Consider the following 16,217-nt stretch of genomic DNA (forward strand, 5'->3'; position numbering starts at 1 on the left):
TACCGAAGAAAAACCGCTGAATGACGTTTTTTGCGCTTTATCTGCCGCTTTCTCCCTTGCCCTCAGCGCCCGTGTCTACGATTCTTCAAGGACAACGACAACACCTGAGAAACTGCCATGAAAACCGTCGCCCAACTGCTGAAGTTAAAGGCTGAACAGAATCATGAAGTCCACACCATTGCACCGCATCAAATGGTGCTGGAAGCGCTGATGGTCATGGCCGCCAAAAACGTCGGTGCCTTGCCGGTCTTGAGGAATGGCGAGGTCGTCGGCATCATCAGCGAGCGTGACTATGCACGCAAACTCGTGCTCAAGGGCCGCTCCTCCGTCGGTACACCGGTCGAAGACATCATGGTGTCGCCGGTGATCACCGTGGACACCCATCAAACCGTCGAAACCTGCATGGGCATCATGTCCGACAAACGCCTGCGCCACTTGCCGGTGGTGGAAAACGGCACATTGATCGGCTTGCTGTCGATCGGCGACCTGGTCAAGGAGGCCATCGCCGAACAGGCTGAGCTGATTCGCCAGTTGGAGCAGTACATCCGCGGCGAATAGATCAGTCCGGCCAATGCCGCGCGAAGACCGGTGCCAATGTCGGGTGCCGGTCGATGCGCGTAAGCCACGCGAAAAACCCAGGCCTTGCACTGCGTAAATACTCCCGGCTGCCCGCCCATCTGGAAACCACCGCCGCCAGCACATCCAAGGCTCCCGGCGTCTCATCGCCCAGATACAAATCGCCCGAAAACTGATCGGCAAACACCTCCCAACTCCTGTGCAGTCGCGCGCGGGCGCCGGCCATGAGGTTTTGCCTGGACGATTCATCCGCCTCGGCCAACCAGCGCTCGGGGTAATCGATGATGCCAATCGCCGAATAGCAATTGCTGACGATGTACACCAGGCCGCGAATGGCCTGATCCCGCGCGGCGGTGTTTTTCGGCAACAGGTTTGATTTGGGGAACGTGAGCCCCAGGTGAATCAGAATCGCCGCGCTCTCGGTGAGAACGCTGCCATCGGGCAATTGCAGTGTCGGGATCTGCTTGAGCGGATTGAGTTTCTCCAGCGCGTGGGTCGCCTCGGGAGAGGATTCAACGTCGATGAAGCGGTAAGGAATTTCGCAAAGCTCCAGTGCCGCTTCTATCGCGGCTGCGCCGGAGTTCTTGTGTCCGTAGAGTTGGTACATAAACACCTCCTTGCGATTGTCTCTTTGTAGCAGCTGACATCTGGCGATGTTAGAAAATTTTTTTTACCTGCTGCATCCAAATCGCTTTCCGATGGGTAGTACCTGTAGCAGCCCTTGATGCTGCAGAGCGGGTTACTCATTTTCGGAGAGAAATTCATGAACGCCAAACACCTGATTTGCCTTGCCGGTTTACTCACTGCCATACCTGCAGCCTACGCCCAGACCGGTTTGCCCGACAGCATCAAGGTGCCGGACGGACACAAGGTCACCATGGAAACCACCGGGGTCGGCGAGATCACCTACGAATGCCGTGACAAGGCCAATGCAGCCGGCCAGACCGAATGGGTTTTTGTCGGGCCCAAAGCGGTGCTCAATGATCGCAGCGGCAAACAGGTCGGCACCTACTTCGGCCCGCCCGCTACCTGGCAGGCGAAAGATGGCTCGAAAGTCACCGGCACTCAACTGGCCGTCGCACCGTCGAGCCCGGGCAATCTCCCCTACCAATTGGTCAAGGCCAACCCGGCCGAGGGCAAAGGCGCGATGAGCGACGTGAGTTACATCCAGCGCGTAGCCCTCAAGGGTGGCGTGGCCCCAAGCGCCGAGTGTACGGCCGCCAACAAGGGCAAGCAGGAAGTGGTGAAGTATCAGGCGGACTATATTTTCTGGGCGGCCAACTAACACCAGTCCTGCGGGAAATTGGTCTACGCTGCTCTGCACATGCCCCGGCCCTCTGGTCCGGGGCTATTGCCCACTTTGACGGCTGAGCACTGTGTCCTTGCCCCAACCCCTTTTTGATTACGAAGCCCATCTGGCCGCCTGCGCGCGCGGCGAGCGTCAGGCCCTGCGGGATTTGTATGTGCAGGAGAGTCCGCGCCTGCTGGGAGTTGCCAAACGCCTGGTGCGTGACACTGCGCTGGCCGAGGACATTGTCCACGATGCATTCCTCAAGATCTGGGCCGGCGCCGCGCATTTCGACCCGGCGCGGGGTTCGGCGCGAGGCTGGATGTTTAGCGTGACACGGCATCTGGCGCTCAACTTCATCCGTGACAACCGTCGCGAGGTCCACGGCGAGATCGACGTGCAGGACAACACTGAAACCTTCGAGGCTCAGGCGCACTCATCCCGGATTCATCTGTGCCTGGAACAACTGGAACCTGCGCGGCGCAGCTGCATTCTGCACGCCTACGTCGACGGTTATTCCCACGCTGAAATATCACTCAAACTCGGCACCCCGCTGGGCACCGTCAAAGCCTGGATCAAACGGAGCCTGACGGCATTGCGGGAGTGCATGGGATGACCACCAGACCTGCGAATGAAACTTTGGAAGAACTCAACGAGCTGGCCAGCGAATATGTGCTGGGCACGCTCCCGGCGCAACAGCGTGCCGAGGTGCAACAGCGCCTGCGCGACGATGTCGAACTGCGCACGGCGGTCGACACCTGGGAACGCCGCTTGCTCGGCCTGACCGATCTCGCCGAACCCCGGACACCATCACCCCACCTGTGGCAGCGCATCGAGCGCAGCGTGCATGCCTTGAACCGGCAACCGGCAGCGGCGGCTGCGTCGTCATCCTGGTGGAACCTGCTGCCGCTTTGGCGTGGGCTCGCGGGGGCGGGGCTGGCGGCGACCTTGCTGCTCGGCGCCTTGATGTTGACGCAAACCACGGTCCAACCGACCTATCTGGTGGTACTGGTCGCCCCTCAGGACAAAGCGCCTGGTTGGGTGATTCAGGCCAGCAATCCAAGGGAAATCCAGTTGATCCCACTGGGCGTGGCGGAAGTTCCGGCCGACAAGGCACTGGAGTTCTGGACCAAGGCTGAAGGCTGGCAAGGACCGGTGTCCCTGGGCTTGGTCAAACCGGGACAGATGCTCTCGGTGCCGCTGGACAACTTGCCGCCACTGCAACCCGACCAGCTGTTCGAGCTGACATTGGAAAACCCCAATGGATCGCCGACCGGCAAACCTACGGGGCCAATTCAGTTCATCGGCCGAGCGGTGAAAGTGATCTGACGGCGATCACCCAAGCGCCGCGATCAACTCCGTCTCCGTGACAATCGAATGGGCATACGTCGGCCCGTTGATTTCATGGGCCGCGTGCATCGCTTCCGCGCTGAAGGCTGCCGTCGCGTCGCGCACCAAAGTCACGTGGTAACCCAGTTCGGCGGCGAATTTGCCGGTGGTCTCGATGCAGGTATTGGCGAGCATCCCCACCACCACGACTTTCTCGATGCCGTGTTGTTTGAGCAGGAAATCCAGGTCGATGTTGGGAAAACCGCTGCCGCCCCAGTGCTCCTTGACGACGGTACTCAATGAAAAACCCGGCCTTATCAGCCGGGTTTTTATGCCTGTTTTTTGCGCTCGGTCACTTGCCGGCCCGCGCCATGCAACGCTGATAACGCTCATCGACCCGCTTGGCAAACCACGCCGTGGTGAGTTTGCGGGTGATTTTCGGGCTTTGCAGCACAATCCCCGGCAACACTGCGCGCGGTAATGGCCGACCTTCCGCCTTTTCGGCCAGGGCGAAAACCCGTGCATAGAGCTGGGTGTCCTCGAATTCGAAGTTTTTGTCCTCCTCCAATTGGTCCCGAAGAGTCGGATTGCGCATGCCCAGTTGCTTGCCGATCGTGCGCACCGCCAGTTCCGTGGTGCCAGGCATGATCGAATCGTAGCGGACCAGGTCACCATCCAGCGCCAGCGGTATGCCCGACGCGCGACTCACCGCGTTCTGAAACGCGGCATTGCGACTGGCGTACCAACCGGCATTGAAATCGGCAAAGCGATACAGCGGTTGTTTGTAGCTCACCGGATAACCGAGCAAGTGGGCGATACCGAAGTACAGGCCGCCGCGACGACTGAACACTTCATGACGGATCGAGCCGTCCACCGGGTACGGATACGCCTTCGCCTGTTGCTCGGCGAAATCGATGCTGACCTGCATCGGCCCACCGGTGTGCACCGGGTTGAAGCCACCGAACAGCGTCCGCCCCATGGGCACCATACCGATGAAGTCATCGAAGATCGCGCTGAGCTCTTTTTCGCTGCGCGCCGCATTGAGTCGGTCGCTGTAGCTTTTGCCGTTGGATGAACTCACCTGCAGCGCACCGCTCACCAGCAGTCCGGGAATGTGGGCTTTGTCGGCACGACGGTCGATCTCCTCGCGGGCGATTTTGCCCAGGCCCGGTACCGGTGGGTCCACCTGAAAAGTCGACTCCTGCTCGGTGACCGCCAGTACCGAGCACAGGTTTTGGGTGGATGGATAAATGTTCTGGGCAGCAAATGCTGCGTAAATGTCGGTAGCCCAGCCCTGGCGATCGGCGGTTTTGGCCGGCAGCAGGCGCACGATCTCGGCCTTGACCTCGGCAGGCTTGCGCGCAGGGAGCTCTTGCGTGCGCTGAGTACCGCAACCCGCCAGCACCAGCAGCGCGGCGACGCTCATCATCAATCGATTGGCTTGCATGTTGCTCCATCAAATCCGTTGAGCCGGGGTAACCATACGATCAATGGCATGGCGCAGGCTATGACTCTCGCCGCCCCCCACTGTTCCCCGTAGCAGCGCGGGGCCTTTTTCCGTTTGGCAGACAACCTGCCCGTCTGTCGCGGCTGAACCATACTTGAGCCACACACCGAGGAGGACAGCTCATGAACCGTAGCGACGTACTGATCATCGGCGCCGGCCCGACCGGGCTGGTGTTGGCGCTGTGGCTGAGCAAGCTTGGCGTGCAAGTGCGCATCATCGACAAGACGTCGGCACCCGGAACCACTTCGCGGGCGCTGGCCGTCCAGGCGCGGACGCTGGAGCTGTATCGCCAGCTCGACCTCAGCAATGCGGTGGTGCAGAACGGTCATCGAGTGGCCGCGGCGAACTTCTGGGTCAAGGGCGAACCCGTGGCCCGCTTGCCGCTGAGCCGCATCGGCGAAGGCCTGACGCCCTATGCGTTCCTCGAAATCTTTCCTCAGGACGAACACGAACGGCTGCTGATAGACCGCCTCGAAGCCTTTGGCATCAAGGTGGAGCGCAACACTGAACTTGAGAGTTTCATGGAAACCGGTGACGGCATCACCGCCTATCTGCGCTTGGCCGATGGTCAGGAGGAAACCTGCCAGGCTTGCTATCTGGCAGGTTGTGACGGTGCCCGGTCGATCGTGCGCAAGACTCTGGACACCGGATTTCCCGGCGGCACCTACCAGCAGATTTTCTACGTCGCCGACGTGCAGGCCAGCGGGCCGACGTTCAATGGCGAACTGCATGTGGATCTCGATGAAGCGGATTTTCTCGCGGTGTTTCCCTTGGCCGGTGAAGGCCGCGCCCGCCTGATCGGCACCGTACGCGACGAGCGCGCCGAGCAAGCCGAACCCCTGCAATTTGAAGACGTCAGCAGCCGGGCCATCGAGCATATGAAAGTAAAGATCGAGCAACTGAACTGGTTCTCAAGCTACCGCGTGCATCATCGGGTGGCGGATCATTTTCGCACCGGGCGCGCGTTTCTATTGGGTGACGCCGCCCACGTCCACAGCCCCGCCGGTGGCCAGGGCATGAACACCGGTATTGGCGATGCCATCAACCTCGCCTGGAAACTCGCGGCGGTGTTGAGCGGCGGCGCTGAGGCCAAGCTCCTCGACACTTACGAACCTGAACGCATCGCCTTTGCCCGAAAACTGGTCGCCACCACCGATCGGGTGTTCAGTTTCGTCACGGCCGAAGGGCGCATGGCCGATGTGCTGCGCACGCGTCTGGCGCCGTTCGTGATTCCAAAAATGGCATCGTTTGAGGCGTCCCGCGAGTTCCTGTTTCGCACAGTGTCGCAGATCACCCTGAATTATCGCGGGATGCCGTTGAGCACGGGCGTTGCCGGTCATGTTCACGGTGGCGACCGCCTGCCTTGGGCTCACGATGGTGAGGGGGACAATTTCGAATCGTTGAAGTGTCTGACCTGGCAGGTGCATGTATATGGCGACACCAGCGACGAAATGATCGCCTGGTGCCACGAACATCATTTGCCGTTGCATGTTTTTGACTGGCGGCCGGCGTTTGAAACGGCTGGCTTGGGGCGTAACGGGTTTTACCTGTTGCGGCCGGATACGTATGTGGCGATTGCCGACAACGCTGCCGATCCCAAGGTGATCGAGCGGTACTTTCGGGATCACGGGATCAGGCCGTTTTTCGGCGCGAACTGACTCAACACAGTCAAAATGTGGGAGCAACTGTCTTGATGACCTTTATTTTGAAAGCATATTGATAGACGGCTGAACTCCCACAGCTTTAGGCCATGCGATGCCCTACAGGAACACCGCGACCCGTTTAGGCCAAGGGTTCTTTCCACTCGGTTCGGTCTCGGATCATGGCGTTCAGCCGTATCAACAACACACGCATACAGGCGATGAGCGCTACTTTTGCGCATTTACCCTTATGACGCAGTGCGTCATACCGCGCTTTGAACTCAGGCTGTCGCTGAATCACCACCCAGCACGCCATGTACATTGCCCGACGCGCAGCAAACCTGCCGCCGCTAATGTGGCGGGGGCCTTCATGCTTGCCACTGTCGTCGTTGTAGGGGGCTATGCCTGCCAGCGCTGCAATCTCGTGCCGTCCAACCTCGCCCAGCTCGGGTAAGTAGGCCATCAAGCTGGCTGCCGTCACGAGCCCTATACCCTTGACCGAGCACAAACGGGCCGTTTTATCACTGTCCAGGTCTTTAGCAGTTTGACGGATCAGCTTTTCTATCGACTTTATGGCTTGGCATAAATAGTCGATATGACTTCGCAGACAGGGTTTTACCGTGTCAGCAGAGGCTGTTTTAAGGCGCCGTATATCGTCGCCTTGCTGCTGAACAAAATTTTCGCGCTGCTGTACCAGCGCACGCAAATTGTCCTGTTCAGGGCTGGTGATTCGGTTGCTTGGCGACTTTATGACTTCGGCAAACTGCGCGAGCAGCCGCGCATCTATCGGGTCGGTTTTAGCGCGCTGCCCCATGGCCTTGGCAAAATCCCTGGCTCGGCGAGGGTTGATCCGCAAGACTTCGAAGCCGGCAGCCTGAAGCGCTTTCATGACCTCTCGCTCATAGCCGCCGGTGGCTTCCAGCAATACGCGGCTGACCTGATAGCGCTTTAACCAGTCAATCAGCGCAAGGAAATCACTGGCGGTATTGAGGTGACTCGCGCCAACGTCTTGCGGGTTAATCCGAACTTCAAGGGTATCTTTGGAAACATCGATGCCTGCGCAGGAAAACATAGCCGATCCCTCTTACACTCAAAGGTGAGAGCGCTCTGGCTGGGCACCACGCTTGTAATGTTCGAGGTCGGCTCGTTCAACTGTTCGGGCTCAATAACCAGAGCGGAGAGGTGAATGGCAGCATGGGCTCCCACACGTGCTTTAAGCACTCCGGGCATTCAGCTTGCCACTCACCGCTCTCACCCTCAGTCTAATTCCTGCGCAAGACACAAGCGGGCTTGCTCGCTCCCACATTTAATCTGCAGTGATACTTAGATCCCGGCCAGTGCCAGGTCCATCGCGAAGTAAGTGAAGATCAGATCCGCTCCGGCCCGCTTGATCGCGCCAAGGCTCTCACGCACCACGCGAGCCTCATCGATCGCCCCGGCCTGCGCGGCGAATTTGATCATCGCGTACTCACCGCTCACCTGATACGCCGACAGCGGCAAACGCGAGGCTTCACGGATGTCGCGGATGATGTCCAGGTACGCGCCGGCCGGTTTGACCATCAGCGCGTCGGCGCCTTCCTGCTCGTCCATCAGTGACTCGCGCACGGCTTCGCGGCGGTTCATCGGGTTCATCTGATAGCTTTTGCGGTCGCCCTTGAGTGCGCTGCCGCCGGCTTCACGGAACGGACCGTAGAGCGCCGAGGCAAACTTGGTCGAATAGGCCATGATCGCGGTCTGGTTGAAACCCGCTTCGTCCAGCGCCCGGCGAATGGCCTGAACCTGCCCGTCCATGGCGGCCGAAGGAGCGATCACATCGGCGCCGGCACGGGCGGCGGCCACGGCTTGTTTGCCGAGGTTGATCAGGGTCTGGTCATTGTCAACTTCGTGGTTATGCAGCACACCGCAGTGGCCGTGGTCGGTGTATTCGCAGAAGCAGGTGTCGGACATCACAATCATGTCCGGTACCGCATCCTTGGCAATGCGCGACATCCGCGACACCAGCCCGTTTTCGCTCCAGGTGTCGCTGCCGTTGCCGTCCAAATGGTGCGACACGCCGAACGTCATCACCGACTTGATCCCGGCCCGGGCATAACGCTCGATCTCACCCGCCAATTTCGACTCTGGAATACGCATCACACCGGGCATGCTTTTGATCGGTACGAAGTCGTCGATCTCTTCCTCGACAAAAATCGGCAGCACCAGATCGTTCAAGCTGAACTCGGTTTCCTGGAACAGGCTGCGCAGGCTCGCATTGCGGCGCAGACGTCGTGGACGTGCTTCGGGGAACTGACTGGACATGAGGGGTTCCTGAAAAACGGAGGACGAGACGAAAGTTGTAGGGGGCGAAGCTTATGCCCTGGACCTTACAGGGCACAAACCTCAGGTGAGGAAAAACCCTTACCGGTTCGGCAATAATCACTGAGATACGAGCCTTGTAGCAGCTGTCGAGCCTGCGAGGCTGCGTTCGACTGCGAAGCGGTCGTAAAACCTGCAACCGTGTTCTTTCAGGCAGTTCGCGTTCACCGGACACGACCGCTTCGCAGTCGAACGCAGCCTCGCAGGCTCGGCAGCTGCTACATGCCTCCTACAGCGTCAAGGTTCCGCTGATGCAGGTCACCACCGCGCCGCCAATCCAGATCTCGTCGCCCACATGCTCGACCTGAATGCGTCCGGCGCGGCCCATGGTCAGGCCCTGGCTGACCACATAGGACGCCGGCGCCAGTCCTTCGCTGAGCAACCATTGGGCAACTCCGGCGTTCAGGCTGCCGGTGGCAGGGTCTTCCGGCATGCCGTCGCCGGAGATGAACGCCCGCACTTCGAACTGTGCGTCATCGCCATCGCGCTCGGGATGCCACGGCGCGATGACACCGACGGCCAGGCCAAGCATTTGCGAATGATCCGGTTGCAGGTCCAGCACCTGCTGGCGATCCTCGACCATCACGGCCAGCCATCCGGCACCGTTGTCGACCCACTGAGTGCGCACAATCGCTCCCGATTCCAGCCCGAGCCCCCGCCGCACCCGTTCCACCACATCCGCTTCCACCGGCCCGGTTTTGAGCAATGGCGGTGCGAGAAAGGCCAGCGCTGTCCCTTGTCGACGAACCCGCACCAGCCCCACGCCGCACTCCTGAATGATCTCTTCGCCCTTGGGCACGCCACCGGCCTCCAGCCACGCGTGGCAGGTGCCCAGTGTCGGATGGCCGGCGAACGGCAATTCGTTTCGGGTGGTGAAGATCCGCACGCGATAATCGGCGCGAGGATCACGCGGTTCGAGTATGAATGTGGTTTCGCTGAGGTTGGTCCAGCTGGCGAACGCCGCCATGCGCTCATCGCTGAGCTCATCGGCGCCGAACACCACCGCCAACGGATTGCCCTTGAGCGCAACACGGCTGAAGACATCTACTTGCTTGAAATCGAATGAGTGCATGGCCTGCCTTGGTCTTGATCAAATCGAAGCGTTTGACTTGGGAATTTCCAGCCCGCGCAACACCGCCGGCCGTGCCAGAAAGCGCTCCAGCACACGCGTGACGTTCGGGAAGTCCTCGATGCCCACCAGCTCGCCGGCCTCATAGAATCCGATCAGGTTGCGCACCCAGGGGAAGGTCGCGATGTCCGCGATGGTGTAGCGCTCGCCCATGATCCAGTCGCGCCCTTCCAGGCGGTTATCGAGGACATTGAGCAGGCGTTTGCTTTCATCGACGTAGCGGTCGCGGGGACGTTTGTCCTCGTAGTCCTTGCCGGCAAATCTATTGAAAAAACCGACCTGGCCGAACATCGGTCCGATGCCGCCCATCTGAAACATCAGCCACTGGATAGTCTCGTATCTCGCCGCCGATTCCTGGGCCAGCAGTTGCCCGCTCTTGTCGGCCAGGTAAATCAGAATCGCCCCGGACTCGAACAGCGCCAGGGGTTGATCCCCCGGACCGTGGGGGTCGAGGATTGCCGGGATCTTGTTGTTGGGGTTCAGCGAAAGAAATTCGGGGGACATCTGATCATGGGTGTCGAAGCCCACACGATGCGGTTCGTAGGGCAGTCCGATCTCTTCGAGCATGATCGACACCTTGACGCCGTTGGGGGTCGGCAAGGAGTAAAGCTGGATCCACTCGGGGTATTGAGCCGGCCATTTTTGGGTAATCGGGAACGCGGACAGATCGGTCATGGGAAGCATCCACACGGAAAAAGTAGCTGCTGATCATAATGTAGGGGCTGGCGAAGGCTGCGATTTTTTGGCGTATCAATGTTGCTGATAAGCAAGATCAATAGATCCCAGCCGGTCAGTGGCGCCAACACGTGTACTGTGTCCATAAATCCGCAACATCCTGTCGATAACCTCTGCTCTAACCCATCTCAGGTTGCCGCTACAGTGCTGCGCACTCGCTCGGATCGAACCAAATGGGCTTCAGAGGACTCTGAGCATTGCCCTTTCGGAAACGGACCGGCCCAACGACATGGAAAACACCCGACGCAGGGAGCTCGCGGTGTAAAGGTTTGTCAGCCTTAACCGAATGCGCTGAAGATCACCTATTCAAATGATGAACCTTTTTAATTTCGCCAAACGCTTCAAGCATCGCGCGTATGTCGTCCTGCCCTCCCTGTTGGCGGTCAGCGCGCTGTTCCTGTCCCTTGAGTCCAGCGAAAGCCGCGCCCAACCGGCGGACGGCACCCAGACGCTGGTGTTCCTGCGTCACGCGGAAAAACCCGCCGGCGGCCTCGGCCAACTCAACTGCCAGGGTCTGAACCGTGCCATCGACCTGGCCACCTTGCTGCCGGAAAAATTCGGCAAGGCCAACTACGTGTTTGCCGCCAACCCGACGCGCAATGTCGAAGAAGGCGAACTGGACAATTCCTACAGTTACATCCGTCCCCTGATGACCATCAGCCCCAGCGCGATCAAGCTTGGCTTGCCGGTGAACATCAACTTCTCGGCCAACGACACCAGCGACCTGGCCGATGAATTGCTCCACGACAAGTATCACAACTCGGTCATCTACACCGCCTGGTCCCACGGCTACCTGCCGGAGCTGATCAACAAGGTCGCGGGAGAAGCCGTCGGCAAGAAACAGAACATCACCGATGACTGGGAATCCAGCGACTACGACTCGCTGTACGTACTCACCCTGACCTGGCACAACGGCAAGGCCAGTGTGCAGAGCCACGCCTACAAGCAAGGTCTGGATAATGGACGGGAGACCTGTCCGACGTAAGGGGCGGCAGTGCTTTAAGTTTTATAGCGTCTGCAAGGGCCCCTTCGACTTGCTCGCGAAGGGGTCGACAAAACCAACACATTACTTACGATTGATGCGCCGCTCCCGAAGATACTCAAGAACCGCAGCCCGCTCCCCGGCGAATTCAATACGAGCCCCTTTCTTCTCCCGCTGAAACGCATACATCGGGTCGTAATACTCGCGGAGCAATCCTTCGATCCAGCCCCGGTGCAAGTCCACTGCCCCGCTGCTCGCCTGCTCCGCCAGCGCGTCTTCCATCAACATCAACATCCGCCGATGGCGCTCACCGCCCAGACGTTTCTGCACATTGTTCAGGCTCTCCAGCAAGCGCTCGGAAAACAGCGCGAAGCCTTCATCGCCATGCACGCCGATGAACTCGGCACACAAGTCCACCACGTAATCGCGCAGGATCCGTTCGACTCGCCCTTCAAGGCTGTCTTCCAGCCAAACCATCGGGAACTGTTGCATGCCCTGAAACAGCGGCAACGGCAGCGCACAACTGCCAATCGCACGGCTCTCGTCTTCCAGTACAAACTGCTCGATGCCGTGGGCGCGCTTCTTCAGCACGTCCACTGCCAGGCGGTTTTCAAAATCGATGTTGGAGGGTTGGCCGGTGGCGCGTTTACCGAAACTGGAACCGCGGTGATGGGCGTGACCTTCAAGGTCCAGGCCGTTGCGCAACTGCGTGAGCACTTCGGTTTTACCGGTGCCGGTCATGCCGCCGAGCAAGACGAAATCACACTGGGCAACCGCTTGATCGACGGTGTCGAGCAAGAAGCTGCGCATGGCCTTGTAGCCGCCACCCACTCGCGGATAGTCGATGCCCGCCTCGTCCTTGAGCCATTGCTGGACGATCTGCGAGCGCAAACCGCCGCGAAAACAATACAAATACCCATCTGGATGAGCCCGGGCAAAATCGGCCCAGGCCTGGATACGCTCGGCTTTTATCTCGCCGGACACCAACTGGTGCCCCAGCGTAATAGCCGCTTGCTGGCCGTGTTGCTTGTAACAGGTGCCGACCCGTTGCCGCTCATGGTCATTCATCAGCGGCAGGTTGATCACGCCGGGGAATGAGCCTTTGATAAATTCGACCGGAGCGCGGGCATCCATCATCGGTCGGTCGTTGAGGAAAATGTCGCGGTAATCGGTGAATTCGATGGACATCAAAACACCTCAACCGCGTTCGTCTGTCGCTCGATCAGTTCACCGATCGGCTCAAGGGTAAGGCCCAGCTCGGCGGCTACGTTGAGGAAGTGTTCGTTGCCTTCGGGCGTCACCGCAACCAGCAGGCCACCGCTGGTCTGCGGATCGCAGAGCACGCGTTTGTGCATTTCCTGAAGACGCCCAAGCTTGCTGGCGTAGCTGTCGAAGTTGCGCAACGTCCCGCCCGGCACGCAGCCTTGGTCGAGGTAATACTCGACACCCGGCAGACGCGGCACACGGTCGTACTCGATGCGAGCGGTCACGTTGCTGCCGTCGGCCATTTCCACCAAATGCCCCAGCAGACCAAAACCGGTGACGTCGGTCATCGCGGTGACGCACTCGAGTTTGCCGAAACGGCTGCCGGGTTTGTTCAGGGTGCACATCCAGTCGCGGGCCAGGCCGATATCGGCATGGCGCAATTTGCCCTGCTTCTCGGCCGTGGTGAGGATGCCGATGCCCAGCGGTTTGGTGAGGTAGAGCAGGCAACCGGCGGTGGCGGTGTCGTTGCGTTTCATGTGGCGCTTTTCCACCAGACCGGTCACGGCGAGGCCGAAGATCGGCTCGGGCGCGTCGATGGAGTGTCCACCGGCCAACGGAATTCCGGCTTCATCGCAGACCGAACGCCCGCCGCGAATCACTTCCCGGGCAATCTCCGGCGCCAGTACGTTGACCGGCCAGCCGAGGATCGCAATCGCCATCAACGGATCGCCGCCCATGGCGTAGATGTCGCTGATGGCATTGGTGGCGGCGATGCGGCCGAAATCGAACGGGTCGTCGACGATCGGCATAAAGAAGTCGGTGGTCGACACCACGCCGCGCTCTTCATCAATGGCGTACACCGCCGCATCATCGCGCGAGGCGTTGCCAACCCAGAGTTTCGGGTCAAGGTTCTGCGCCCCGCTGCCGGCCAGAATCACCTCCAGCACCTGGGGAGAAATCTTGCAGCCACACCCTGCGCCGTGGCTGTACTGGGTCAGACGAATCGGTTCGCTCATGGGGGGACACACCTCGTAAAATCAGTGCCGAAGAGTCTACATCAACGTCGTCTCCCCCGAGGCCCCACGAATCGTTGACCGAAGGGCAGTTAAACCACCAATTCCCTAACCTTTTCCATACCTTGAGCAAAACTGGTATGCCTTGTGCAAACGTTTGCGAGTCGTTGATACAAGCGTTTTCGCTACATAACCGCGCAAGCCCGCAGAACCGGGCCTTCGATTCGCACGAAAAGGGACTTTTAATGCTCCGCACGTCCAGCCGCGTGACTTGCTCGCGCACTTTTGCTGTTTCCTTGCTGCTGGCCAGCGTTACAGGACTACTCAGCAGCACTGTTTTGGCGCAACCCGCCCCCGCCGAAGAATCAGCCCAAGGCGAAACCCTCAGCCCCCAAGCGAGCCCACCGAAAAAAGGCGTGTACCTCTCGGACTGGTTCAACCAGGACCTGACCGTCATCGGCAGCAAAGACATCAGTTTCGGCCCGCAACCGGCCGACGATATCTACCTGGAATACGAGTACTTCGGGCGCAAGGGGCCGTTCGAGTTGTACGGCTACATCGATATCCCGAAGATCTTCGACATCGGCAACAGCCATGACAAAGGCGTGTGGGACCACGGTTCACCGGTGTTCATGGAGCACGAACCGCGGATTTCCATCGACTACCTCGCCGGCCGCAGCCTGGCCATCGGGCCGTTCAAGGAATGGTACGTCGCCTTCGACTGGGTCTACGACCACGGCAGCAACAGCGCCAACCGCGCCAATACGCTGTACAGCGGTTTGGGCACCGACATCGACACCCATTCGCGGGTCAACCTGTCGGCCAACTTCTATGGGCGCTACCAGTGGGAAAACTACGGCGCCAGCAACGAATATTCGTGGGACGGCTATCGCGCCCAACTCAAATACATCGTGCCGATCAGCAGCTTCAGCAACGGCGCGTCACTGACCTACATCGGGTTCACCAACTTCGACTTCGGCTCGGACTTGCACAAGGACAACCCGGCTCGCACCGCCAACGCCACCGTCGCCACCAACGTCTTGCTGTACTCGTTCACCCACTTGCGTTTCACCCTGGTCGGCCGGTATTTCCACAACGGCGGCAACTGGGAGGATGGCAGCGAGTTGAATTTCGGCGACGGTAATTTCCGCGCCCGTTCCGACGGTTGGGGTTACTACGCCGGCGTCGGTTATCAGTTTTAAGACTTGTTTGAATCAGGAGGTTTTATGCATGCAATGACGCGTCTTTCCCTGGCCTGTGCCGCCCTGCTCTCTTCAACGGCCTGGGCGACTGAAGCGCCGATCCAGCCGAAAGTGATGTTGATCACCATGTTCGCCCCCGAGGCGCAAAACTGGATTGGTCGGCAGGAACTCAAGCAGGAAGTGCGGGTGCCGGGGCTGTCCGCCGAGTACCCGACTGTGCAGGAGATTTTGAAGAACTGGTCGGCGTGGGAGAGAGGCGTTCCCGAGGCTTGACCGTGAACAGAGTATCTACAGGGATGGAATGACGGCCGGAGGAGATATTGCGCATCTGCATCGGTGTCACTCAGGTCTGGGGGCGCGGCAAGGGCCATGGGCAGCAATCATTGGGGGTTTCAGAGATTGCAGGGTAACGCGCCACCAGTCTCGTCGCTACTGGCGGCATCCATCTGACAATCCGAGTGAATTTTCCGTAACCCAAACGATCCTTGTATTACCACAGGGAGGAATACGGGCTCTATGAACAACGCAAAACTTTTCGTCATTGAATACACCCTTCATGGCGCGCCCAAGTCTTTCATCATCCGCCTGGATAAGATGGATAACGCGGAGGCTTGGCATTGGGCAAGTTGCGACGCGGGGGTCGGACGAATTCCTCGCTTCGGTCGAGAGAAGGTGCAAAAAACCAGCAAGCCGATGGCGGAAAAATTCGGCGTGGAAAACGTCAAGTGGCGGCCGGCGAATTAACAGATGGCGCGGCTTTGGACATTTGGAGGGATCGGCGCATGAAATCAACGCAACTCACCAGCACGGTACACCTCGACTACGGCCTCGATACGCTGTTCGGTCGAATCACCAAAAGCGCCGAGTGTCAGGTCGGTCTTGAACAAGTCGAGCATGACCCGACCCGCTTCGCACTACGCGTCCAGCCACCTATACCGCAAGATCTGGAACAGGCAAAAACGGTGTTGGTGAAGGTGGATGGACGACGACTCAATGGGATCATCCGCCATACCGAACGGCTGGAAGATCAAAGCCTGAAACTGGAAGTGGAGCCCGAATAGGCCCCACATTCTGTGCGTGGCTGATGTCAGCCTTTGGCGCACTTACAGCCCTTGCTTGCACATTCTTCGCCATGTTCGTGGTGCTTGGCACACGCCTCACAGCAATAGTGCTTGCCGTGGCGCGCGATCGGATGTTCGCCCAGTTTGCAGGAACATTTGGGGCAGTCGCATTTACTGTCACTGCTGATCATGTG

Annotated in this window: 18 protein-coding genes and 2 pseudogenes; 10 read left to right on the plus strand and 10 right to left on the minus strand. The window is 59.4% G+C overall.

All coding sequences use genetic code 11. The features are described from left to right. The first annotated feature begins 117 nt into the window (after positions 1 to 117). On the plus strand, positions 118 to 558 hold the full coding sequence (locus QFW87_RS20000; protein WP_111452421.1) for a CBS domain-containing protein: 441 nt from the start codon (positions 118 to 120) through the stop codon (positions 556 to 558). 1 nt (position 559) lies between these two features. Here QFW87_RS20000 and QFW87_RS20005 read toward each other — a convergent pair whose 3' ends face one another. Beyond that, positions 560 to 1,183 (minus strand): glutathione S-transferase, encoded by a 624-nt coding sequence (locus tag QFW87_RS20005; RefSeq protein WP_283181008.1) that lies wholly within the window; start codon positions 1,181 to 1,183, stop codon positions 560 to 562. Positions 1,184 to 1,339: 156 nt separating this feature from the next. On the opposite strand from QFW87_RS20005, the gene QFW87_RS20010 reads away from it, so the two are divergent. From QFW87_RS20010 to QFW87_RS20020, 3 genes are all read left to right on the plus strand, one after another. Continuing rightward, a complete protein-coding gene (locus QFW87_RS20010; RefSeq protein ID WP_283181009.1) occupies positions 1,340 to 1,861 on the plus strand; it encodes a DUF3455 domain-containing protein in 522 nt (173 codons plus the stop codon). A 97-nt stretch (positions 1,862 to 1,958) separates the two neighbouring features. After that, complete coding sequence (locus QFW87_RS20015; RefSeq protein ID WP_283181010.1) at positions 1,959 to 2,480, plus strand: sigma-70 family RNA polymerase sigma factor; 522 nt, start codon at positions 1,959 to 1,961, stop codon at positions 2,478 to 2,480. Next, positions 2,477 to 3,193, plus strand: a complete 717-nt coding sequence (locus QFW87_RS20020; RefSeq protein ID WP_283181011.1) for an anti-sigma factor — start codon at positions 2,477 to 2,479, stop codon at positions 3,191 to 3,193. Before QFW87_RS20015 ends, QFW87_RS20020 begins: the two co-directional genes overlap by 4 nt. 6 nt (positions 3,194 to 3,199) lie before the next feature. Here the strand turns inward: QFW87_RS20020 and QFW87_RS20025 are convergent. Beyond that, positions 3,200 to 3,484: pseudogene (locus tag QFW87_RS20025) on the minus strand (isochorismatase family protein); the annotation flags it as partial. A 61-nt stretch (positions 3,485 to 3,545) separates the two neighbouring features. After that, on the minus strand, positions 3,546 to 4,640 hold the full coding sequence (locus QFW87_RS20030; RefSeq protein WP_283188660.1) for a DUF1615 domain-containing protein: 1,095 nt from the start codon (positions 4,638 to 4,640) through the stop codon (positions 3,546 to 3,548). A 182-nt stretch (positions 4,641 to 4,822) separates the two neighbouring features. Between QFW87_RS20030 and QFW87_RS20035 the strand changes: the two genes are divergently transcribed. Further along, positions 4,823 to 6,358 (plus strand): FAD-dependent oxidoreductase, encoded by a 1,536-nt coding sequence (locus tag QFW87_RS20035; protein WP_283188661.1) that lies wholly within the window; start codon positions 4,823 to 4,825, stop codon positions 6,356 to 6,358. Positions 6,359 to 6,482: 124 nt separating this feature from the next. Here QFW87_RS20035 and QFW87_RS20040 read toward each other — a convergent pair whose 3' ends face one another. The 4 genes from QFW87_RS20040 to QFW87_RS20055 form a co-directional block, all read right to left on the minus strand. Continuing rightward, complete coding sequence (locus tag QFW87_RS20040; protein ID WP_283180508.1) at positions 6,483 to 7,412, minus strand: transposase; 930 nt, start codon at positions 7,410 to 7,412, stop codon at positions 6,483 to 6,485. Positions 7,413 to 7,663: 251 nt separating this feature from the next. Next, positions 7,664 to 8,638, minus strand: coding sequence for a porphobilinogen synthase (gene hemB, locus QFW87_RS20045; protein ID WP_283188662.1), 975 nt, complete (start codon positions 8,636 to 8,638; stop codon positions 7,664 to 7,666). A gap of 286 nt (positions 8,639 to 8,924) precedes the next feature. Then, positions 8,925 to 9,767: a PhzF family phenazine biosynthesis protein gene (locus QFW87_RS20050; protein WP_283188663.1), complete on the minus strand. Its 843-nt coding sequence runs from the start codon at positions 9,765 to 9,767 to the stop codon at positions 8,925 to 8,927. Between the two features lie 18 nt (positions 9,768 to 9,785). Next, entirely contained in the window at positions 9,786 to 10,499 is a 714-nt protein-coding gene (locus QFW87_RS20055; RefSeq protein WP_283188664.1) for a glutathione binding-like protein, read from the minus strand. Between the two features lie 370 nt (positions 10,500 to 10,869). Here QFW87_RS20055 and QFW87_RS20060 point away from each other — a divergent pair, with 370 nt between their 5' ends. After that, positions 10,870 to 11,544 carry a histidine phosphatase family protein gene (locus tag QFW87_RS20060; protein ID WP_283181016.1) on the plus strand — a complete coding sequence of 225 codons (675 nt, stop codon included), beginning with the start codon at positions 10,870 to 10,872 and terminating at the stop codon, positions 11,542 to 11,544. Between the two features lie 81 nt (positions 11,545 to 11,625). Here the strand turns inward: QFW87_RS20060 and mnmH are convergent, their stop codons facing one another. Both mnmH and selD read right to left on the minus strand, forming a co-directional pair. Then, positions 11,626 to 12,729, minus strand: coding sequence for a tRNA 2-selenouridine(34) synthase MnmH (mnmH, locus tag QFW87_RS20065; protein ID WP_283188665.1), 1,104 nt, complete (start codon positions 12,727 to 12,729; stop codon positions 11,626 to 11,628). Continuing rightward, positions 12,729 to 13,763, minus strand: coding sequence for a selenide, water dikinase SelD (gene selD / locus QFW87_RS20070; RefSeq protein ID WP_283181018.1), 1,035 nt, complete (start codon positions 13,761 to 13,763; stop codon positions 12,729 to 12,731). The genes mnmH and selD overlap by 1 nt, the downstream gene beginning before the upstream one ends. 242 nt (positions 13,764 to 14,005) lie before the next feature. Between selD and QFW87_RS20075 the strand changes: the two genes are divergently transcribed. The 4 genes and pseudogenes from QFW87_RS20075 (at position 14,006) to QFW87_RS20090 (ending at position 16,023) form a co-directional block, all read left to right on the plus strand. After that, a complete protein-coding gene (locus QFW87_RS20075) occupies positions 14,006 to 14,962 on the plus strand; it encodes a nucleoside-specific channel-forming protein Tsx (protein ID WP_283188666.1) in 957 nt (318 codons plus the stop codon). A gap of 24 nt (positions 14,963 to 14,986) precedes the next feature. After that, positions 14,987 to 15,184 (plus strand): annotated as a pseudogene (locus tag QFW87_RS20080) (purine nucleoside permease); the annotation flags it as partial. Positions 15,185 to 15,478: 294 nt separating this feature from the next. Next, positions 15,479 to 15,706: a DUF6555 family protein gene (locus tag QFW87_RS20085; RefSeq protein ID WP_008152143.1), complete on the plus strand. Its 228-nt coding sequence runs from the start codon at positions 15,479 to 15,481 to the stop codon at positions 15,704 to 15,706. A gap of 38 nt (positions 15,707 to 15,744) precedes the next feature. Beyond that, on the plus strand, positions 15,745 to 16,023 hold the full coding sequence (locus QFW87_RS20090; protein WP_283188667.1) for a hypothetical protein: 279 nt from the start codon (positions 15,745 to 15,747) through the stop codon (positions 16,021 to 16,023). A gap of 26 nt (positions 16,024 to 16,049) precedes the next feature. Here QFW87_RS20090 and QFW87_RS20095 read toward each other — a convergent pair whose 3' ends face one another. Continuing rightward, a complete protein-coding gene (locus tag QFW87_RS20095; protein ID WP_140680239.1) occupies positions 16,050 to 16,214 on the minus strand; it encodes a metallothionein in 165 nt (54 codons plus the stop codon). Positions 16,215 to 16,217: the final 3 nt, after the last annotated feature.

Source organism: Pseudomonas sp. PMCC200344 (genome assembly GCF_030053095.1).
GTDB lineage: Bacteria > Pseudomonadota > Gammaproteobacteria > Pseudomonadales > Pseudomonadaceae > Aquipseudomonas > Aquipseudomonas svalbardensis.